This is a genomic window from Methylobacterium sp. (genome assembly GCF_019750675.1).
Taxonomy (GTDB): domain Bacteria; phylum Pseudomonadota; class Alphaproteobacteria; order Rhizobiales; family Beijerinckiaceae; genus Methylobacterium.
Window position 1 is genome coordinate 1 of the sequence record NZ_JAIEOF010000033.1, and the last position, 19,589, is coordinate 19,589.

The window sequence follows — 19,589 nt, forward strand, 5'->3', positions numbered from 1 at the left end:
CCCCGACATCGGCCCTCCACCGCCGCGCCGACTGGCGCGGACGTGCGGCGTCTGCGATGCCAGGGTCTGCTATGTTCCGGCGAGACCGACCCGGTGACACCTTGCGAGGACCACGACGTTGAAGCGCGGCCGTCTGAAGATCGGTGATCCGAACGGCGCGAGCGAGGTACGCCCGCCGGCGCGCGTACCGGTCGACCACCTCCCGCCCCTGGACCTGCTCGGGCCCGACGTGGCGCGGATCGATCGCCGCGACGTCAACCTGCGCTGGCTCTGCGCGAGCGCCCTCACCGGGCTTACCGGGGCGGCCCTGATCGGCGCGGCGATCCACATCTCGCTCCAAAGCGAGACCTCCTTCGCGGCGATCCCCGAGCGGGCCTCCACGGCCGTCCGCCCCGCCATCGGCGACGGGACCGCGAACATCGCCCGCAAGGGCGACCGCCTCGTGCGCAACCTCATGATCGCCTCGGCCAAGCAGACCTTCCGCTCGCCCGTCACGGTCCGGCTAGGGGACCGCGAGATCATCAAGGTGCGGCCCTTCGTGCGGATCTCCACCGCCCTCTCCATGACGACGGGCGTCTTCGCGGCGGAGATGCCGCGTTTCGACCCCATGAAGCTCACCACCGACGAACCCCTCGAGCGAGCGCAGGACCCGGGACTCGCCGATGCTCCGGGAGCGGAGGTTTCGGTGGTCAAGCGCGATCTCGCTGCCTTCGAGGTCGAGCCGGGCGCTCCGGCCCTCACCGACGACGACGTCGCGGCCCAGATCGAAGAGGAGCGCCGCCTCGCCGCCGAGGCCGGGCGCCGCACGGCGATTCCGATCGCTCCCCAGATCATGCTGTCCCGGACCTTGCGCCAGGGCATGACGGCTCCGGATTTCGACGGCGGCGCCCGCGCGGGAAACGAGGGCTCACCCTTTAAATCCATCGACGTGCTGGTCGTGCCCGAGAACGTCACCAACCTGTCCAAGACCGCGAGCGGCGGTGGCGAACCGCCCCTGGTCGAGGAGCGCGACCTCGCCCTGAAGCGCGGCGAAACCCTGGACTCGGTCCTGCGCAGCGCCGGCCGGGCCAGCGACGAGCAGGTTCGCGGCATCGTCGCGGCCCTGGGCGGGCGGACCCGCGTCGGGGACCTCGCCGAGGGGCAGCAGTTCCGGCTCCAGGTCGCCCCCGGCCCGAAACCCGGCGATCCGCGTCAGGTGACGCGGGTGATCCTCTATGGCGAAAGCGGCATCGAGGCGATCGCGGCGATCAACGATCGCGGGACCTTCGTTTCCGTGGCGCCGCCCACCGAAGACGCGCCCGCCCGCGCGGCGCCCGCCGCGGCGGCCGAGGCCTCCGACGACGAGGAGGAAGGCGGCACCGGCCCGCGCCTCTACCAGAGTCTCTACGAGACCGCCGCCCGGCACGACCTGCCCCGCACCACCGTGGACGACCTTGTCCGGATCTTCGGCTACGACGTCGACTTCCAGCGCCGGATCTCGTCCGGCGACAGCCTCGACGTGTTCTACACCTTCGACGAGGATGCCACCGGGCAAGCGGCGACGGAGCGACCGGAACTCCTCTATGCGGCGCTCAACCTCGGGGGCGAGTTGCGCAAGGTCTATCGCTTCCAGTCCCCGGACGACGGCACCATCGATTATCTCGACGAACAGGGCCGCTCCCTGAAGAAGTTCCTGATCCGCAAGCCGATCGCCGACGGGATCATGCGTTCGGGCTTCGGATACCGGCGCCATCCCGTGCTCGGCTATGCCAAGCTCCACACCGGCGTGGACTGGGCGAACCCGATCGGCACGCCGATCGTGGCCGCCGGCAACGCCACGGTGCTGAAGGCCGACTGGGATTCGGGCTACGGACGGCGCGTCGAACTCCAGCACATCAACGGCTACGTCACCACCTACAACCACATGTCCCGCTTCGCGCGGGGCGTCACGGCCGGCGCCAAGGTGCGCCAGGGACAGGTGATCGGCTATGTCGGCTCGACCGGCCTCTCCACGGGCGCTCACCTGCACTACGAGGTCATCATCAACGGGCACTTCGTCGATCCGATGAAGATCCGAGTGCCGCGCGGGCGTGAACTCGACGGGCGGATGCTCAGCGAGTTCACCCGTCAGCGCGAGCAGATCGAGGGCACGATGCAGAAGTCGCGCACGGCCTCCGCCATGGCTCAGCGCGACGTGATGCGCTGAAGCGACCTCGGGCGTCACGGAAAGCCGAGGCGCTCCCGAAAGGAGGCCGGGCTCTCGCCGGCCGCACGCAGGTCGGCGAGCGACTGCGACCCGCGGGATTTGGCGAGCTTGGCGCCCGCTTCGTCGAGCACCAGAGCGTGGTGGTGGTAGCGCGGCGACGGCACGCCGATCAGCGCCTGCAGGAGCACGTGCAGATCGGTGCTCGCGCGCAAGTCCGCGCCGCGCACCACGTGAGTGACCCCTTGGGCGGCATCGTCCATCACCACGGCGAGGTGATAGCTCGTCGGAACGTCGCGGCGGGCGATCACGGGGTCGCCCCAGCGTGCGGGGTCGGCGGCCTCGATGCGGTCGGCTCCGATCCGATGGCTGGAAAGCCCCCTCCCCTCTCCGGACGTGACGACCGGGACGCTACGGACCCGATGGGGTCCGGGCGCTGTCGCCAGGGCACGCGCCATGTCGAGGCGCCAGGTATGCGGCACGCCCGCGGCCCTGCGCGCCTCGGCCTCCCCCGGCGCCAGCGCACGACAGCAGCCGGGATAGAGGGGCGCACCGTCCGGATCGCAGGCGGGGGGGATTCCGCTGCGCTCCGCCGCCGCGGCCACGGCTCGCGCGATCGTTCCGCGCGAGCAGAAGCACGGATAAGCGAGGCCGCGCGCCGAGAAGACCGCGACCTGGGCGCGGTAGGCGTCGAGATGCTCGGATTGCCGGCGCGCGGGCGTCTCGAAGCGCAGGCCGAGCCAGGCGAGGTCGTCCGCGATGGCGTCGATCAGGTCGGGACGGGAGCGGCCCGGATCGATGTCCTCGATCCGCAGCAGCAGGCGCCCACCCGAACTCCGCGCGAGCGCGTCATTCAGCAGCGCCGAGCGCGCGTGCCCGAGATGGAGACGCCCGTTCGGACTCGGCGCGAAGCGGAGAACCGGGCGCGTCACGGCGGTGCTCCCGCGCGCGGCCTCAGCCGCCGACGCGGCGCAGGCAGCTCTGCTCCTTGGGAACGCAGGCGATGCCCGGCAACGAGCAAGCGACGCCCCCTTCGGTGCGCTGGCAGACGTGGCAGCCGTCGCTCCATTCGGCGCAAGCTGCATCCGCCGACGGAACGGCCGATGCGCGGTGCGCGGCCGGTGCGGGCACGAGGGCGCCGACCAGCACCGTTCCGGCGATCAGGGCGGCGACGCTCCAGGCGACCCGCCGGTCGTGGCTCCGCGTCTGCGTGTCGTCGGATGAGGGGGTGTCGACCATGGCGCGGTGTTCGCGCGGGGCGCGGGCGATGTCAACGCTCAGGCCGCCGAGCAGCGCCGATCGAGGAGCGGCGGCAGGGCGCGCAGGTTGAGGGGCTTGGCCAGGAATTCGTCGAACCCCGCCCCGCGCGCCGCCCGCTCGTCGTCGCGGCCCGCATTGGCGGTGAGCGCCACGAGGTGCAGGCGGGCACGCCCCTGCGCGGCCTCGATGGCCCGGATCTGCCGGGCGGTCTCCAGTCCGTCGAGGCCGGGCATCCGGATGTCGAGGAGCGCGAGGTCGAAGGCCGCATCCGCCTCGCGGATGCGGGCCAGCGCCTCGTGCCCGTCCCGGGCCAGCACGACCTGGGCCCCGAGGCGCTCGAGGGCCTTGGTGGCCAGCAGCGCGTTGATCGGATTGTCCTCCGCCAGGAGGACACGCGGGCCGCCGGAGGGCGATGCCGGTGGGGTGCCCTGCGCGCCGGCCGATTCGCCGATCCCGGGCGTCTCCTCCCGGAGCGTCGCGTCCGGGGGCGGCGCCGGTGCGAGCAGGCGATCGAACAGGGAGCGGGCGCGGACGGGCTTGATCAGGTAGCTGTCGAAACCGGCCGCCCCCGGCGGTCCGAACTCCCGGCGATCGAAGGGCGAGAGGAGGACGAGGCTGCAGCGCACGCCGGCGCGTCGCGCCTCCCCCGCCAGCGCCCGCAGGGCCGCGTCGCCGAGGGTGCGGTCGGCCAGCACCGCGTCGAAGGCCACGCCCGCGATGGCGTCGAGGCCCGCCTCGGGGCTGTCGACGATCACCGTGGCGGCCCCCGAGCGGGTCAGGCGCCGCGCGAGATAGGGCGCCTGGAACGGCGAGGCCGCGACGATGAGGACCTTCCGGCCCCCGAGACCCGGCGGGCGCTCGCGCTCTGTCTCAAGGGTTTCCAGGGGTAGGAACACGGTGAACAGGCTGCCGCCGCCGGGCCGCGCGCCGGCCTCGATCCGCCCACCCATGCGCAGGACGAGGCGGCGGGTGATGGCGAGGCCGAGGCCCGTGCCCTCGTGCCGGCGGCTGGCGCTGTCGTCACCCTGTTCGAACTCCTCGAACAGCAGCGGGATGCGCTCGGGCGGGAGACCGGGTCCGGTATCGCCGATGGCGAACCGGAGCCCGCCGTTCTCCCTCCGCAGCTCGACGCCGACCCCGCCCGCCCCCGTGAACTTGACGGCGTTGCCGGCGAGGTTGAGCAGGATCTGGCGGACCCGGTCGGCGTCGCCGACGACGAGGCTGGGGACGTCATCGGCGATGTCGAGGGCGATCTCGATGCCCTTGTCCTGGGCCCGGGGCGCCAGCAGTTCGACCACGCCCTCGGCGATCTCGCCCGGATCGAAGGGCTCGGCGGTAAGATCCAGGCGTCCCGCCTCGATGCGCGAGAAGTCCAGGATGCCGTCGATCAGGGTAAGGAGCGCCTTGCCGGAGGTCTTCACGGCCTCGACGTAGGTGCGCTGCTCGGGGTCGAGTCCCGTGTCGAGGACGAGGTCGGCCATGCCGAGGATGCCGTTCAGGGGCGTGCGGAATTCGTGGCTGACGGTGGCGAGGAAGCGGGATTTCGCCACGTTGGCGGCCTCGGCGCGGCTCAGGGCCTCGTCGAGGGAGCGGGCGGCCGCCACGCGTCCGGTGATGTCGGCGCCGGCCCGCAACCAGTGCGTCTCGCCGTTGCCGCCGGCCATCGGCATCTCGATGAACGAGAACCAGCGCGGGGGCCCGGAAGCCGGCGCCAGGCGCATCTCGACCCGGCGGACGCCGTCCGGATCGCGCTGGGCCTCGCCGTGCTCCAGAACCTCGACCTGCCGGGTGGAGCCGACGAGCGCCAGGGGCTCGACGCCCACCAGGCGGGCGAACCCCTCGTTGGCGAAGGTGATGCGCCCCAAGGCATCGCGCTGAACGATGACCTCGGTGGTGGCCTCGACCAGGGCACGGTAGCGCTCCTCGCTCTCCGAGAGCTGCCAGACCCGATCCTCGAGCTGCTCGATCCGCACCTCCGTGCCGTGGGCCACGGCCGACGTGGGACCCCGGGGGATGCGCGCGCGCAGGGTCCATCCGGCCAGGAAAGCGAGGATCGTGAGCGCGAGGACGAGCAGGACGTCCGGGATGGTCATGGGGTAAAGCCTCTCGGGCGGTGCCGTCCGCCGTCGCGGCCAGGATGGCGCCTGAGGTTGAAGGCGGGCTTTCCAAAGGCCGTTAAGGATGCGTTGCCGGATCGTGACAAATCCGAACGTCCGCGCCGGCGCGCTTCACGGGCCGCCTGCGATGGTGTAGGCGCGGCGGCTTGACCCCGCGCCGCGCCCGTGGCGGCCGCGAGGAGCGCGAGACAAGAGTGTCATGACGGCTACGAGTTCAGCGAATCCCGGTCAGGCGCGCATCGACGCCACCTTCGCGCGCTGCCGCGCCGAGAACCGCGCGGCCCTCGTCACCTACGTGATGGCCGGCGATCCCGACCCGGAGACCTCGCTCGCCGTGCTCAAGGCCCTGCCGGAGGCGGGCGCGGACATCGTCGAGTTCGGGCTGCCCTTCACCGATCCAATGGCGGACGGCCCGGCGATCCAGGCCGCCGGCCTGCGGGCCCTCAAGGGCGGCCAGGGCGTCGTCAAGACGCTGGAGCTGGTGCGGCGCTTCCGCGAGGGCGACGCCGCGACGCCGGTGATCCTGATGGGCTACTTCAACCCGATCCACGCCTACGGCGTCGAGCGCTTCCTCGATGACGCCCTGGCCGCCGGCATCGACGGGCTTATCGTCGTCGATCTGCCGCCGGAGGAGGACGACGAGCTCTGCCTGCCCGCGCTCGCCAAGGGCCTCGCCTTCATCCGCCTCGCCACCCCGACCACCGACGAGAAGCGCCTGCCGGCCGTCCTCGCGAACACCGCCGGGTTCGTGTACTACGTGTCGATCACCGGCATCACCGGGACGGCGACGCCGAACTTCGACCGGGTCGCGGAAGCGGTCGGCCGCATCCGCCGTCATACCGACCTGCCCATCGTGGTCGGCTTCGGGGTGCGGACGGGGGCGGACGCGGCCGCGATCGCGCGCGGCGCCGACGGCGTCGTGGTGGGCTCGGCCCTCGTCGACGCCATGCGGGGCACCCTCGACGCGGAGGGCCGCTCGCAGGGCGGCACGGTCGAGGCCGTGAGGACCCTGGTCCGGGCGCTCGCCGAGGGGGTCCGTTCGGCGCCCCGCGCCTGACGCTATTGCCCGCGAGTCTGCCCGGAAGGGTCTCTCGCCCGCTCAACCCGCCCCGCACAAGGACGCCGTCGCCATGATGGTCGAACCGATGAACTGGATCTCGGAGGTCGTGCGCCCCAAGATCAAGACCCTGTTCAAGCGCGAGACGCCCGAGAACCTCTGGGTCAAGTGCCCCGATACCGGGCAGATGGTCTTCCACAAGGAGGTGGAGAGCAACCACTGGGTCATCCCCGGCTCCGAGCATCACCTCAAGATGAGCGCCCAGGCGCGCCTCAAGATGATGTTCGACGAGGGTACCTGGATCGACGTCCCCCTGCCGGAGGTCGCCGCAGACCCGCACAAGTTCCGCGACGAGAAGCGCTACGTCGACCGCCTGAAGGACGCGCGGGCCAAGACCGGCATGGCCGACGCCTTCAAGATCGGTTTCGGCCGGGTTTCCGGCCTCCCCATGACCCTGGCGGTCCAGGATTTCGCCTTCATGGCCGGGTCGCTGGGCATGGCGGCGGGCGAAGCCTTCGTGCGCGGCGCCGAGACGGCGCTGGACAAGCGCACGCCCTACGTGGTGTTCACGGCCTCCGGCGGCGCGCGCATGCAGGAGGGCATCCTCTCCCTGATGCAGATGCCCCGCACCACCGTGGCGGTGCGCCGGCTGAACGCGGCGCGGCTGCCCTACATCGTGGTGCTGACGAACCCAACCACCGGTGGCGTCACCGCCTCCTACGCGATGCTGGGCGACGTGCACCTGGCCGAGCCCGGCGCACTGATCTGCTTTGCCGGGCCCCGGGTCATCGAGCAGACCATCCGGGAGAAACTGCCGGACGGCTTCCAGCGCGCGGAATACCTGAAGGCGCACGGAATGGTGGACCAGGTGGTGCACCGCCACGCCCTGAAGGAGACCATCGCGCGCCTCTGCGGACTGCTGACCAACCAGGAGCCCGGCGCGGCCGCGCTTCGCCCGGCCCAGCCCGTGCCCGAGCCCGCCTGAGCCCCTTCACGCCGCTCAATCCTCCCCACGACGGTCCGATGATGGATTCCTCTGACGCGCTGATGGCGCGCTTCCTCGCCCTGCATCCGCGCACGATCGACCTCTCGCTGGGTCGGATCGAGCGCCTGCTCGCGCGCCTCGGCCATCCGGAGCGCAAGCTGCCGCCGGTGATCCACGTGGCGGGCACCAACGGCAAGGGCTCGACCATCGCCTTCATGCGGGCCATCCTCGAGGCGGCGGGGCTCGCCGCCCACGTCTATACCTCGCCCCACCTCGTGCGCTTCCACGAGCGCATCCGTATCGGGGCCATCGGTGGGGGACAGTTCGTGCCGGAGGACCAGTTGGCAGATGCCCTGGCCCGCTGCGAGTCGGCCAACGAGGGCGAGCCCATCACGGTGTTCGAGATCACCACGGCGGCCGCCCTGCTGCTGTTCTCGGAATCGCCCGCCGATGTGCTCCTCCTGGAAGTCGGGCTCGGCGGCCGGGTCGACGCCACCAACGTGATCGACCGGCCGGCGGCGGCCGTCGTGACCCCGATCGGTCGCGATCACGCCGAGTATCTCGGCGACACGGTCGAGGCGGTGGCCACCGAGAAGGCCGGGATCTTCAAGGCCGGGTGCCCGGCGATCATCGCGGCCCAGGATTACGCCGAGGCCGACGCGGTGCTGTGCCGTCTCGCCGAGACCGCCGGGGCGAGCCCGATCCGCGTGGGCAACCAGGATTTCTCCGTGCATGCCGAGCGGGGACGCTTGGTCTACCAGGACGACACCGACCTGTTCGACCTGCCGCGGCCGCGCCTGAACGGGCGTCACCAGTTCACGAATGCCGGAACCGCCATCGCGGCCCTGCGGGCGGCGGGCTTCGGCGACATCGGCACTGCCGCGATCGAGGCCGGTCTCAACAACGTCGAGTGGCCCGGGCGCCTGCAGCGGCTCAACCGGGGCCGCCTGTCCGAGCTCGTGCCACCGGGGGCCGAACTCTGGCTCGACGGCGGCCACAACATCGACGGCGGGCGCATCCTGGCCGCCGCGATGGCGGATCTGGGCGAGCGCTCGGACGTCCCCCTGGTGCTGATCGTCGGCCTGCTCGGCACCAAGGATGCGGAAGGGTTCCTGCGCAACTTCGTGGGACTGGCCCGCCTCCTGGTGGCCGTGCCGATCGCCGGACAAATGGCCGCGCGTCCCGCCGAGGAGGTCGCGCAGATCGCTGCGGATGTCGGGCTGATCGCCCAGCGCGCGTCGAGCGTCGAGGCGGCCCTCGAGACCCTCGCCGACGTCGCCTTCGAGCAGCCGCCGCGCATCCTGATCTGCGGCTCCCTCTACCTCGTGGGCACCGTCCTGACGGCGAACGGCACGCCGCCGGCCTGAGCCGCCCCAATCGTCCGCTGCCCGCGGACCGGGCACCGGTCCCTCGGCCGGTGTGACCGCCGCGCTACATCTTGGCCGTGGAAACTGGCGTAAGTTGCCCCTCGATCGGGCATTTCGCTGGGGATCATAATGAAAAAGCTTCTCACGTCATTGGCGGCCTTCACCGCCCTCACCGCGGCGGCCTCCGCCGCCGACCTTCCGCGCCGCGCCGCGCCGCCGGTGTTCGTGCCGGTGCCGGTGTTCACCTGGACCGGCTTCTACGCCGGTTTCAACGCCGGTTACGGCTTCGACGCCAGCAACGACACGGGCGGCCCGGCCGTCATCGTCGCTGCCAGCCCGATCTACACGGCTTCGCCGGTCGCCATCAACGGCGTGCCGGTCGGTGCGGGCGCCTTCGGCGGCCGTAACTCGAACGAAGGCTTCGTCGGCGGCGGTCAGATCGGCTACAACTACCAGTTCACCCCGGGCTCCGGCGTCGTGGTCGGTATCGAAGCTGACGCCCAGTACGTCGACTTCGGCCGCAGCCGCAACACCTACACCCCGATCGTCGGCACGCTGAACCCCGACCTGGTCGCGGTGAACCCGAACGGCCTGTCGGGCCTCGACTACTTCGGCACCGTCCGTGGTCGCCTCGGCTACGCCTTCGACCGCGTCCTGTTCTACGGCACCGGCGGCTTCGCCTACGGCGGCGGCGGCGGCAACGACTTCGGCCTGCCCAACAGCAGCCGCAACGACTTCCGCACCGGCTGGACCGCCGGCGGCGGCATCGAGTACGCCCTCCCGACCGACTCCTTCCTGAACTTCTTCCGCTCGTCCGCCGTGACGCTGAAGATCGAAGGTCTGTACGTCAGCCTCGACCGCGACAACGCCAACAACGGCGTGTTCGCCTACTCCCGCACCACCAACACCGCCTTCCGGGTCAACACCCCGTACGCAGTGGCGGTCAGCGGCTACACCAACCGCCGCGAGGACGAGTTCGCGATCGTCCGCGCTGGTCTGAACTACAAGTTCGGCTCCTACTAAGCCGACATTTCGGGTCTCGAAACGGAGAAGCCCGGCCGCAAGGCCGGGCTTCTTCCGTTTGGGGACCGCTTCGTCGGAATGGCGCCCGCGTTGCCGTCCAAAAGAAAACCCGGCCTCGCGGCCGGGTCTAATTCGCATGACGGTGCGCCCGCTCAGGCGCTCGCCTGAATCCAACGGGACAGGTCGCCCTTCGGCGCCGCGCCGACCTTCTGGCTGGCAAGCTGGCCGTCCTTGAAGATCAGCAGCGTCGGAATCGAACGGATGCCGTACTGCGCGGCGATACCGGGATTCTCGTCGACGTTGACCTTCGCGATCTTCACGCGTCCTTGCAGATCGGCGGAAATCTCCTCGAGGGCCGGTCCGATCTGGCGGCAGGGACCGCACCACTCCGCCCAGAAATCCACCACGACGGGCTCCGCGGACTGAAGAACGTCCTGCTCGAAGCTCGCGTCGGTCACTTTCACCGTCGCCATTGAAAACTTCCTTTCCGGTCCCGCCTCGGCGGTCCCCTCTTCGCCGCCCCGGCATCGCGGGTACAAGCGCTGAACGAGACTTGGCGATGGGAGGGGGACGGGTCAAGGCATCCTGCGTCCCGGGCAAGTCTGCCCCTCGCGGACGTTGGGGATTGTCCACCCCACGTGCACCGGAACCGGACGAAAGCGCCACGTACCGCCGGCGCCGTGACAGGCCGGCCCTCGTCAAAGCGTGTCCGTCGCCCCATGTCCTCGATGTCCCCGTCCCGGTGGCCGCGCTTCGTGGCCGCGCGGTCTCGACCCGAAGCCGGCTCCGCCGCCGGCATGGAGGAACACCCGACGTGAAGCGCATCCCCCACAGCCTGCTCGCCACCGCAGCCTTCCTCAGCCTCGGCGCGGCCGTCCACGCGCAGGCACCGGCGGGGCAGGCACCCGCAGCGGTCGAGCCCCGGCAACCCCGCATCGAGGGTGACGCCTTCGCGGCTCCCACGAGTTCGGCGACGGGCAACAGCCCGGCCGAGACCGAGGCGCCGAATACCAGCTACAAGCCGCTGCTGCCGAATCAGACTCGGGCCCCCAAGCCCGAGACGGCCACGAAGGTGAAGACCGAGGTGGTCGCGAAGGGGCTCGACAGTCCCTGGGCCATGGAGTTCCTGCCGGACGGACGCATGCTGGTCACCGAGAAAGCCGGCAAGCTGCGCATCGTGGCCAAGGACGGTACGCCGGGCCCGGCGATCCCGGGGGTGCCCAAGGTGGACGCCAAGGGCCAGGGCGGCCTCCTCGACGTGGCGCTGAGCCCGAGCTTCCCCTCCGACCGCCGGATCTATCTGAGCTACGCGGAGCCGCGCGAGAAGGGCAACGGCACCAGCGTGCTGCGCGCCAAACTGATCGAGGAGAACGGCGTCGCCCGCCTCGACGAGGTCAAGGTCATCTTCCGGCAGATGCCGACCTATGACGGCGACAAGCATTTCGGCTCGCGGCTCGTCTTCGCGCCCGACGGCAAGCTGTTCGTCACCGTGGGCGAGCGATCCGACAAGGTCACCCGCGTCCAGGCGCAGGACCTCACTAGCGGCCTCGGCAAGGTCTTCCGGATCGACACCGACGGCAATGCCCCTAAGGACAATCCCTTCACGGGCGGCGAGAAGGCCAAGCCGGAAATTTGGTCCTACGGCCATCGCAACGTGCAGGCGGCCGCCCTGGACCCGCAGGGCCGCCTCTGGACCGTCGAGCACGGGCCACGCGGCGGCGACGAACTCAATCGCCCGCGTCCGGGCGTAAACTATGGCTGGCCCGAAGTGTCCTACGGCATCGAGTACAGCGGCGAGAAGATCGGCGAGGGCAAGACCCAGGCGGGGGGCACCGCCCAGCCGGTCTATTACTGGGACCCGGTCATCGGCCCCTCCGGCATGGCCCTCTACACGGGCGACGCCTTCCCGGCCTGGAAGGACGACTTCCTGATCGGCGGCCTCGTTAGCGGAGGCCTCGTGGCGGTGAAGCTCGACGGCGACAAGGTGGTGAGCGAGGAGCGCATCCCCCTCGATGCGCGCATCCGCGACGTCCGGGTCGGTAGCGACGGCGCGGTCTACGCCGTCACGGACGGACCGGACGGCAAGATCCTGAAGCTGACCCCCGGCACCTGATCGCCGCGACGGCGCGCGGCTCCGGGCGGCCTAACGGCCCGGGGTCGCGCCGCCGTTCGGGTCGAGGCGCAGGCGCAGGCGCGCCAGCATCCGGCCGAAGGCCGCCGGATCGTCCAGGGCCCGCGCCAGCACGAGCCCGCCCTGGATCGCCGAGACCGCCTCCTCGGCGCGGTCCGCGGCGTCCGCGCTACTGAATCCGGCCCGCGTCAGGGCAGCCGCGAGGGCATCGCGCCAGCCGGTGAAGTAGCGGGCGATGCGCACGGCGAAGCGGTCGCGCCCGTCCGTCAGCGCGAAGACGCCGACAAGGCAGGCCCGTCCGCCGGACCGGAAATAGGCGTCCGTCTCGGTCAGCATCCGGTCGAGGGCGGCGCGCGGGTCGGGCTCGTCTCGCAGCGGCGCGTAGATGCGCGTCTCGAACCAGGCTTCGATCGCGTCGAGGACCGCCTCCGCCATCTCAGCCTTCCCTCCCGGAAAGGCGTGGTAGAGGCTGCCCTTGCCGAGCCCGGTTCGATCACCGAGGAGCGCCAGGCTCGCCCCCTCGTAGCCATGCTCGCGGAACACCTCGGCGAGGACCGGAATGGCGGCCTCCCGCGCCCGTTCCGCCTTCGAGACGCCGGGCCTCACAATCCGAGTTCGGACAGGCCGGGGTGGTCCTGCGGCCGCGGCGCCGCGCGGTCCCAATGGAACTTGCGCTCGGTTTCGGTGATGACGAGGTCGTTGATGCTGGCATGCCGTTCACGCATCAGGCCGTTGGCATCGAACGCCCAGTTCTCGTTCCCGTAGGCCCGGAACCATTGCCCGTCCGCATCGTGGAACTCGTAGGCGAAGCGCACCGCGATCCGGTCCTCGGTGAACGCCCAGATCTCCTTGATCAGCCGATACTCCTGCTCGCGCGCCCATTTGCGCTGCAGGAACGCCACGATTGCGGGCCGGCCGCTGAAGAACTCGGAGCGGTTCCGCCAGCGGCTGTCCGCCGTGTAGGCGAGCGCGACCTTTTCCGGATCGCATCCGTTCCATCCGTTCTCGGCCGCACGGACCTTCTGGATCGCGGTTTCGCGGGTGAAGGGCGGCAGCGGCGGGCGGGTTTCGGACATCGGCGGCTCCTGCGCGAGACGGGCCGAATCGGCCCGCTCTCTGTACCGATCGGTACAATCTGCGAGCGAGCGGGTCAAGCCTCTCCGGCGGCGCCCGGTGCCGAGCCGGGATCAGGCATGGCCCAGGAGGGTCAACCAACCGATCGTCGTGAAGATGGCGAGCAAGGTCGAGAGCATCACGGCTGCCGCCACCACGCCGGTCTCGGTCTTGTAGCGGGCGGCGAGCAGATAGGCGTTGATGCCCACAGGCATCGCGGCGAACAGCGTCGCCACCCCCGCATAGGCCGGCGGCATCGTGAAGACGTGAAAGGCCAGCAGCCAGACCGCCAGCGGATGCAGCCCGAGCTTGAGCACCGTGATCCCGAAAGCGCTCGGTAGGTCGTGCAGGACGCGGTAGCGCACGAGACCGGCCCCGAGGGCGATCAGCGCGCAGGTCGAGGCGGTGCCGGCCAACGAATCCACCAGCGCCTTGACGATGCCGCCGGGCGCCATCCCGAGACCTTTGAGGCCGAGGCCCAGGATCAGCGCCAGGAAGATCGGATTGCGCAGGAGCACGAGCGCCAAGCCCCGCAAGCGCGCGACGAGCGAGGCCTGACCGTCGGCCTCGATGAGGAAGGTGGCGCAGCCCATCATCAGCGGTAGATGAACGGCCAGCAGCATGAAGAGCGGAAACGCGCCGTCCTCGCCATAGGCCTGGAGAATCATCGGGACACCGATGAAGACGGTGTTCGATTGGCTCGCGGCGAACCCGTGCAGGATCGCGCCCCGCCTCTCGACGCCCGCGCGCCGCAGGCCGACCAGCGAACCGATGCCCCAGGAGAGGGCAGCGCCACCGAAGTAGCTGAACCAAAAGGACGGCGTGATCTCGCCGGTCAGGCCCGGGCGGGTCAGCGTGGCGACGATGAGCGCCGGGACCGCGATGGAGAAGACGTATTCCGAGAGGCCGTCACTGACCTTCTCGGACAGGAAGCCGGCCAGGGCCGCGACCCACCCGACGAGGATGAGGCCGAAGATCGGCGCGACGAGCGACATGACGGTCATCGGGGCGGGAAACCGGTTCTGCAACGCGAACGGCCACCGTACGCGTCAGCGTGCGGCGGCCGTTCGGGGAACCACGGCAGGGGGAATCCGGGACCGATTCGGCCCCGGCAGGACCCTCAGGCGGCGGCGGGGGTCTCGACCTCGTCGAGCTTCTTGTGCAGTTCGCGCTTCAGCAGGCGGGCCGTCTGGGACAGCTCGATCTCGCGGGCCTTGATGAGGAAGGCGTCGAGGCCGCCGCGATGCTCGACCGAGCGCAGGGCATGGGCCGTGACGCGCAGACGCACGCGACGCTTCAGGGCGTCCGACTGCAGCGTGACCTGGCACAGGTTCGGCAGGAACCGGCACTTGGTCTTGCGGTTCGAGTGGCTCACGAGGTGGCCGGTCTGCACGGCTTTGCCCGTGAGTTCGCAACGGCGCGACATTGTTCTATTTCCCGTCTCGTTCCGCGTGTCCGACAGGCTGGCGGGAAACCCAGCCGCGTCGCGGCAAACGGCTTCTCGCACGCCAGGCCCGATGGAGCGGCGTTCTCATTGAAGGCGCGAGCCTATAGGGGAGAGGGGGCAGTGACGTCAAGGCGTGGGCCGATTTTTCGCATGGGGCCGCGCATCCTCGGACCAGCCTGGGCGAAGCTCGGCTGTCGATGCTCCAACGATGTGTTAACCATGAGCGCCGACGATGCCGAAACGATGTCCCTGCGCCGTTCGGCCGGAGACCGACAGTCAACCCCGAGTACCCAGCCATGCGCGCCCCGCCCAAGCGCTCGACGTCCTCCCGCCTCGCGGGCTTCGGCCTGCTCGCCGCGACGGCGGCCGCCCTCACCGCCTCGCAGGTCCAGGCACGCCCGAAGGCCGGTGCCTCGGCCACCGCCGTCACGGTGGATTACGAGATCGCCCTCGCGGGCCTGTCGATCGGCACGGCGCAGGTCTCGGGCGCCTTCGAGGGGTCGGGCTACCGCATGGACGTGTCGGCCCGCCTCACCGGGCTCGTCGGCGTGGTGACGGGCGGCATGGGCTCGGCCCGGGCCAGCGGCGCACTGACCTCGGCGCCGCAGCCCAGCACCTTCGCCATCGCCACGAAGACCACGAATTCCGGCATCGCCGTGCGCATGGCCCTGGCGCGCGGCAACGTCACCCAGGCCGAGATTACGCCGCCCCTCGTGGACATGGGCGATCGCGTCCCGATCACCGCCGCCAACAAGCGCGGCGTCATCGACCCCGTCAGCGCCCTGGCGATGCCGGTCGCCGGCCGCGGCGACCTCATGGACCCGGCCAACTGCAACCGCACCCTGCCGATCTTCGACGGCGCCACCCGCTTCGACGTGGCGTTGAGCTATGGCGAGACCCGCAGCGTGGCGAAGACCGGCTACAGCGGCCCGGTCCTGGTCTGCAACGCGCGCTACACCCCGATCGCGGGCCACCGGCCAGACCGTCCGGGCGTGAAGTTCATGGAGGACAACCGCGAGATGTCGGTCTGGCTGGCGCCCGTCGAGGGAACGCGGGTCCTGCTCCCGGTCCGGATCGCCGTGCGCACCACGGTAGGCACCAACATCATCGAGGCGACGCGCTGGACGCGCACCGGCGGCCAGCAGGGCAGCACCACCGTGTCGGCGCCTGGCAGCGCCGCGACGCAGGCCAGCCTCGCCCAGTGACCCCGGCCATGAGCGGGCGCGGCGCGCATCTCCTCGTCGCGGCGGCCCTGGCGCTCATCCCCGGGCGGACGCTGGCACAGGCCGCCCTCTCGACCGGACCGGATTGCGGCGGGGACGCCTATTCCTCCGCTCAGGTGATCGAGAACCGCCCCCCGCGCCGCGGCCCCCTCACGGCGGTGCCGGACACGCTCTGCGCCGATGTCGCACCGAAGGGCCCCCGCACGCCCGTGGAGATCGGGATCTATCCGAGTCTCGGCGCGACGGGCATGCCGGCGCGGGATGGCGCCCGGGCCCCAAGCGACCCATATGAGGAACGGCCGCCACGGTCCCGCCGTCCCTGATCGCGGTGCGGCGGCACCCATGACCCGTCAAAGCCTGCCGGCCGCGCCGAAGGGACCGCCCCTCACCCATGATTCGTCCCTCCCTCTCCCCGCAGGCCCGCGCGCGCGGCGTCACGGCGGTGCTCGGGCCGACCAATACCGGCAAGACCCATCTGGCGATCGAGCGCATGCTCGCCCATCCCACGGGGATGATCGGACTGCCCCTGCGCCTCTTGGCGCGGGAGGTGTACCTGCGGGTCGTCGCCAAGGTCGGCGCGGACAAGGTCGCCCTCGTCACCGGCGAGGAGAAGATCAAGCCCGACCGTCCGCGCTACTGGATCTCCACCATCGAGGCGATGCCGCGCGATCTCGACGTGGCCTACGTGGCCATCGACGAGATCCAGCTCGCCGCCGACATGGATCGGGGCCACGTCTTCACCGACCGGCTCCTGCACCAGCGCGGGCGCGAGGAGACGCTGCTCATCGGCTCCTCGACCATGCTGCCCCTGGTGCAGTCGCTGATCCCCGGCGTCCACACCACGACGCGGCCCCGCCTGTCGAAGCTCACCTTCGCGGGCGAGAAGAAGCTCGGTCGCCTGCCACGGCGCACGGCGATCGTGGCGTTCTCCGCCGAGGAGGTTTACGCCATCGCCGAGCTGATCCGGCGCCAGCGCGGGGGCGCGGCCGTGGTGCTGGGCGCCCTCTCGCCGCGCACCCGCAACGCGCAGGTGGAGCTCTACCAGTCGGGTGACGTCGACTACCTCATCGCCACCGATGCGGTGGGCATGGGCCTGAACCTCGACGTCGACCACGTCGCCTTCGCGGCGAACTGGAAGTACGACGGCACGCGCTTCCGCAAGCTGACCCCGCCCGAGATGGGGCAGATCGCGGGCCGCGCCGGGCGCCATCTCTCGGACGGCACCTTCGGCTCCACCGGGCGTTGCGCGCCCTTCGAGCCCGAGATGATCGAGGCCCTTGAAAATCACGATTTCGAGCCGTTGCGGGTGCTGCAATGGCGCAATCCGGACCTCGACTTCTCGTCGCTGAAGGCGCTCCAGGAGAGCCTCGACGAACATCCTCGGGAAAAGGGCCTCACCCGCGCCCCCATGGGCGAGGACCAGTCGGCCCTCGAGATCCTGATGCGCGAAGATGACATTCGCGAGATGGCCTCGACCCCCGCCCATGTGCGCCGGCTCTGGGACGTGTGCGGGGTGCCGGACTATCGCAAGGTTCATCCCCAGACCCACGCGGATCTCGTCGCGCAGTTGTTCCGCTTCCTCATGCGAGGCATGGCGGGGCGCATCCCCAACGACTGGTTCGCCAAGCACGTCGCCATGATCGACCGGACCGACGGCGACATCGATGCGCTCTCCCAGCGCATCGCGCAGGGGCGAACCTGGACCTTCGTGGCGAACCGCCCGGATTGGCTCATCGATCCGGTGCATTGGCAGGGCGAGACGCGTCGGGTAGAGGACAGGCTGTCCGACGCCCTGCACGAACGCCTCGCGAGCCGTTTCGTCGATCGGCGCACTAGCGTCCTGATGCGGCGCCTGAGAGAGAATACGATGTTGGAAGCTGAGATCACCGCCGGCGGGGACGTAACCGTCGAGGGCCAGCATGTCGGCCATCTGCATGGCTTCCAGTTCGTTCCGGACCCCGGTGCGGAAGGACATGAGGCCAAGACCCTGCGCAGCGCAGCCGAGAAGGCGCTCGCCGGCGAGATCGAGGCCCGCGCCGAGCGGTTCTCGTCCGCCGCCGATGCCTCGCTGGTTCTGAGTCACGACGGCGTCATCCGCTGGACGGGCGACCCGGTGGCCAAGCTGACGCCCGGCGACAAACTGTTCGAGCCGCATGTGCGCCTGCTCGCCGACGAGCAGCTCACGGGCCCGGCCCGCGACAAGGTGGAAGCCCGCCTCGTCGCCTGGCTCAAGGCCACCGTGGTGCGCCTGCTCGGCCCGCTCATGGAGATCGAGACCGCCGCCGATCTCACGGGGCTGGCCAAGGGCATCGGCTTCCAGGTGGTGGAATCCCTCGGCGTGCTCGAGCGCGCCAAGGTGATGCAGGAGATGCGCAGCCTCGATCAGGACGGACGCGGGGCCCTGCGCCGCCACGGCGTCCGCTTCGGCGCCTACCACATCTTCCTGCCAGCCCTGCTGAAGCCCGCGCCCCGCACGCTGGCGGCCCAGCTCTGGGCTTTGAAGAACGGCGGCCTCGACCAGCGCGGCCTCGACGAGATCGCGCATCTCGCCAGCTCCGGACGCACCTCCATCAAGGTCGATCCGGAGATCGCCAAGGGCCTCTACCGCGCGGCCGGCTTCCGCGTCTGCGGCGAGCGCGCGGTGCGCGTCGACATCCTCGAGCGGCTCGCCGACCTGATCCGCCCGGCCATCGCCTACCGGCCCGGCACCACCCCCGGCGACGCCCCCGTGGGGGCGGCCGACGGCGACGCCTTCGTGGCGACGGTCGGCATGACCTCCCTGGTCGGCTGCTCCGGCGAGGATTTCGCCTCCATCCTGAAGTCCCTCGGCTACGCACCCGAGACGCGTCCGGGTCCGGCGATCACCGTGCCGCTCCTGCCCGCCGCCCCGACCCAGCCGATCGCGCCCCCCGCCGCTCCGAAGACCGAACCGACGACGGACGCGGCCTCCGAGACTCCGCACGCGACCTCCGGGACCTCGGCCGAAGCAGATGAGCCCACGGCGGAGATCGAGCCCGGCTCGACGGCGGATTCGGGTTCAGCGGCGATTCCCGCTGCCGCGACCGAGGAGACGACCCCGGAGCCGCAGGACGCAGCGACGGCTCCGGACCACCCCGACGCCATAGGCGAGGATTCCGCATCCGAGGATGCAGGCCCGGCGCCTGTGGCCGAGGTCGCGGCTCTCGCCGGTATGGAAGAAAGCCGTTCTGGTGCGGACGCTGCCCCCGAGGGCGAGGCTCCTGCCGACGGTGCCGCACGACCGGCGGAGCCCCCCTCCCCCGCCGAGGACGCATCGACCGACGCGTCCGCAACCGACGACACGGCCTCCGGTGAGGCGGGCGCCGAGGCGGTGCCGGCCGCCGCAGAGAGCTCGGCCGAGGGTGAGACCAGCGCGGCGCCGGCCGATGCGGATGAGCCCGCCGCACGGACCGACGGGGCCAATACCGGCGACGGAGGCACCGTCGAGGTCTGGCGCCTGTTCCGCCAGCAGCGCCACGGCAACCCGCGCCAGAACCAGCGGCCTCGCGGCGCGGGTCGTGACGGCGCCAACCGCCTGGCCGGCGAAGGACGGCCCGACCAGCGCCGCCAGGGCGGCGAGGCGGCCGGAACCGAGGCGCGTGACCGGCCGCGAAGCGACCGCCCCGACGGCGGCCGCCGGAACGGTCCCGGCGAAGGACGGCCCGA

The 19,589-nt window shown here is 71.0% G+C and carries 17 protein-coding genes; 9 read left to right on the top strand and 8 right to left on the bottom strand.

The window, feature by feature from the left end:
* Nucleotides 1-118: 118 nt before the first annotated feature.
* Nucleotides 119-2,185, top strand: coding sequence for a M23 family metallopeptidase (locus K2X24_RS01685; protein ID WP_292494068.1), 2,067 nt, complete (start codon nucleotides 119-121; stop codon nucleotides 2,183-2,185).
* A gap of 14 nt (nucleotides 2,186-2,199) precedes the next feature.
* Here the strand turns inward: K2X24_RS01685 and gluQRS are convergent, their stop codons facing one another.
* Genes gluQRS through K2X24_RS01700 form a run of 3 tightly spaced genes read right to left on the bottom strand, consistent with a single transcriptional unit; the run spans nucleotide 2,200 to nucleotide 5,535 of the window.
* Complete coding sequence (gluQRS, locus tag K2X24_RS01690) at nucleotides 2,200-3,114, bottom strand: tRNA glutamyl-Q(34) synthetase GluQRS (protein WP_292494069.1); 915 nt, start codon at nucleotides 3,112-3,114, stop codon at nucleotides 2,200-2,202.
* Between the two features lie 22 nt (nucleotides 3,115-3,136).
* Entirely contained in the window at nucleotides 3,137-3,421 is a 285-nt protein-coding gene (locus tag K2X24_RS01695; protein WP_292494071.1) for a hypothetical protein, read from the bottom strand.
* Between the two features lie 38 nt (nucleotides 3,422-3,459).
* Nucleotides 3,460-5,535: an ATP-binding protein gene (locus K2X24_RS01700; protein WP_292494074.1), complete on the bottom strand. Its 2,076-nt coding sequence runs from the start codon at nucleotides 5,533-5,535 to the stop codon at nucleotides 3,460-3,462.
* 223 nt (nucleotides 5,536-5,758) lie between these two features.
* On the opposite strand from K2X24_RS01700, the gene trpA reads away from it, so the two are divergent.
* The 4 genes from trpA to K2X24_RS01720 all read left to right on the top strand — a co-directional run bounded on the left by trpA (nucleotide 5,759) and on the right by K2X24_RS01720 (nucleotide 9,991).
* Complete coding sequence (gene trpA / locus K2X24_RS01705; RefSeq protein WP_238278822.1) at nucleotides 5,759-6,616, top strand: tryptophan synthase subunit alpha; 858 nt, start codon at nucleotides 5,759-5,761, stop codon at nucleotides 6,614-6,616.
* A gap of 76 nt (nucleotides 6,617-6,692) precedes the next feature.
* A complete protein-coding gene (gene accD, locus K2X24_RS01710; RefSeq protein ID WP_238278853.1) occupies nucleotides 6,693-7,601 on the top strand; it encodes an acetyl-CoA carboxylase, carboxyltransferase subunit beta in 909 nt (302 codons plus the stop codon).
* Between the two features lie 41 nt (nucleotides 7,602-7,642).
* Complete coding sequence (locus K2X24_RS01715) at nucleotides 7,643-8,968, top strand: folylpolyglutamate synthase/dihydrofolate synthase family protein (RefSeq protein WP_292494098.1); 1,326 nt, start codon at nucleotides 7,643-7,645, stop codon at nucleotides 8,966-8,968.
* Nucleotides 8,969-9,097: 129 nt separating this feature from the next.
* Nucleotides 9,098-9,991, top strand: a complete 894-nt coding sequence (locus K2X24_RS01720; protein WP_292494078.1) for a porin family protein — start codon at nucleotides 9,098-9,100, stop codon at nucleotides 9,989-9,991.
* Nucleotides 9,992-10,143: 152 nt separating this feature from the next.
* Here the strand turns inward: K2X24_RS01720 and trxA are convergent, their stop codons facing one another.
* Complete coding sequence (trxA, locus tag K2X24_RS01725) at nucleotides 10,144-10,464, bottom strand: thioredoxin (RefSeq protein WP_056185158.1); 321 nt, start codon at nucleotides 10,462-10,464, stop codon at nucleotides 10,144-10,146.
* Between the two features lie 341 nt (nucleotides 10,465-10,805).
* On the opposite strand from trxA, the gene K2X24_RS01730 reads away from it, so the two are divergent.
* Nucleotides 10,806-12,104 (top strand): PQQ-dependent sugar dehydrogenase, encoded by a 1,299-nt coding sequence (locus tag K2X24_RS01730; protein ID WP_292494083.1) that lies wholly within the window; start codon nucleotides 10,806-10,808, stop codon nucleotides 12,102-12,104.
* Between the two features lie 30 nt (nucleotides 12,105-12,134).
* Here the strand turns inward: K2X24_RS01730 and K2X24_RS01735 are convergent, their stop codons facing one another.
* From K2X24_RS01735 to rpmB, 4 genes are all read right to left on the bottom strand, one after another.
* The gene (locus K2X24_RS01735; protein ID WP_292494085.1) at nucleotides 12,135-12,728 is read right to left on the bottom strand and encodes a TetR/AcrR family transcriptional regulator; all 594 of its coding nucleotides are present in this window, start codon (nucleotides 12,726-12,728) and stop codon (nucleotides 12,135-12,137) included.
* Nucleotides 12,725-13,198, bottom strand: a complete 474-nt coding sequence (locus tag K2X24_RS01740) for a nuclear transport factor 2 family protein (RefSeq protein WP_292494087.1) — start codon at nucleotides 13,196-13,198, stop codon at nucleotides 12,725-12,727. The genes K2X24_RS01735 and K2X24_RS01740 overlap by 4 nt, the downstream gene beginning before the upstream one ends.
* A gap of 111 nt (nucleotides 13,199-13,309) precedes the next feature.
* A complete protein-coding gene (locus K2X24_RS01745) occupies nucleotides 13,310-14,239 on the bottom strand; it encodes an AEC family transporter (protein WP_292494089.1) in 930 nt (309 codons plus the stop codon).
* 116 nt (nucleotides 14,240-14,355) lie between these two features.
* Complete coding sequence (gene rpmB, locus K2X24_RS01750) at nucleotides 14,356-14,661, bottom strand: 50S ribosomal protein L28 (RefSeq protein ID WP_238278834.1); 306 nt, start codon at nucleotides 14,659-14,661, stop codon at nucleotides 14,356-14,358.
* A gap of 317 nt (nucleotides 14,662-14,978) precedes the next feature.
* Here rpmB and K2X24_RS01755 point away from each other — a divergent pair, with 317 nt between their 5' ends.
* From K2X24_RS01755 to K2X24_RS01765, 3 genes are all read left to right on the top strand, one after another.
* On the top strand, nucleotides 14,979-15,887 hold the full coding sequence (locus tag K2X24_RS01755) for a DUF3108 domain-containing protein (RefSeq protein WP_292494091.1): 909 nt from the start codon (nucleotides 14,979-14,981) through the stop codon (nucleotides 15,885-15,887).
* 8 nt (nucleotides 15,888-15,895) lie between these two features.
* Entirely contained in the window at nucleotides 15,896-16,228 is a 333-nt protein-coding gene (locus tag K2X24_RS01760) for a hypothetical protein (RefSeq protein WP_292494093.1), read from the top strand.
* A gap of 68 nt (nucleotides 16,229-16,296) precedes the next feature.
* Nucleotides 16,297-19,589: helicase-related protein (locus K2X24_RS01765; protein ID WP_292494095.1), on the top strand; the 3,293-nt coding region annotated here is incomplete at its 3' end.

Excerpts from the sequence above, each read along its gene's own strand:
- K2X24_RS01755 (WP_292494091.1), top strand. The coding sequence starts at position 14,979 with ATGCGCGCCCCGCCCAAGCGCTCGACGTCCTCCCGCCTCGCGGGCTTC.
- K2X24_RS01695 (WP_292494071.1), bottom strand. The coding sequence starts at position 3,421 with ATGGTCGACACCCCCTCATCCGACGACACGCAGACGCGGAGCCACGAC.
- K2X24_RS01745 (WP_292494089.1), bottom strand. The coding sequence starts at position 14,239 with ATGACCGTCATGTCGCTCGTCGCGCCGATCTTCGGCCTCATCCTCGTC.
- trxA (WP_056185158.1), bottom strand. The coding sequence starts at position 10,464 with ATGGCGACGGTGAAAGTGACCGACGCGAGCTTCGAGCAGGACGTTCTT.
- rpmB (WP_238278834.1), bottom strand. The coding sequence starts at position 14,661 with ATGTCGCGCCGTTGCGAACTCACGGGCAAAGCCGTGCAGACCGGCCAC.
- K2X24_RS01715 (WP_292494098.1), top strand. The coding sequence starts at position 7,643 with ATGGATTCCTCTGACGCGCTGATGGCGCGCTTCCTCGCCCTGCATCCG.
- K2X24_RS01760 (WP_292494093.1), top strand. The coding sequence starts at position 15,896 with ATGAGCGGGCGCGGCGCGCATCTCCTCGTCGCGGCGGCCCTGGCGCTC.
- K2X24_RS01740 (WP_292494087.1), bottom strand. The coding sequence starts at position 13,198 with ATGTCCGAAACCCGCCCGCCGCTGCCGCCCTTCACCCGCGAAACCGCG.
- K2X24_RS01720 (WP_292494078.1), top strand. The coding sequence starts at position 9,098 with ATGAAAAAGCTTCTCACGTCATTGGCGGCCTTCACCGCCCTCACCGCG.
- accD (WP_238278853.1), top strand. The coding sequence starts at position 6,693 with ATGGTCGAACCGATGAACTGGATCTCGGAGGTCGTGCGCCCCAAGATC.
- K2X24_RS01700 (WP_292494074.1), bottom strand. The coding sequence starts at position 5,535 with ATGACCATCCCGGACGTCCTGCTCGTCCTCGCGCTCACGATCCTCGCT.
- trpA (WP_238278822.1), top strand. The coding sequence starts at position 5,759 with ATGACGGCTACGAGTTCAGCGAATCCCGGTCAGGCGCGCATCGACGCC.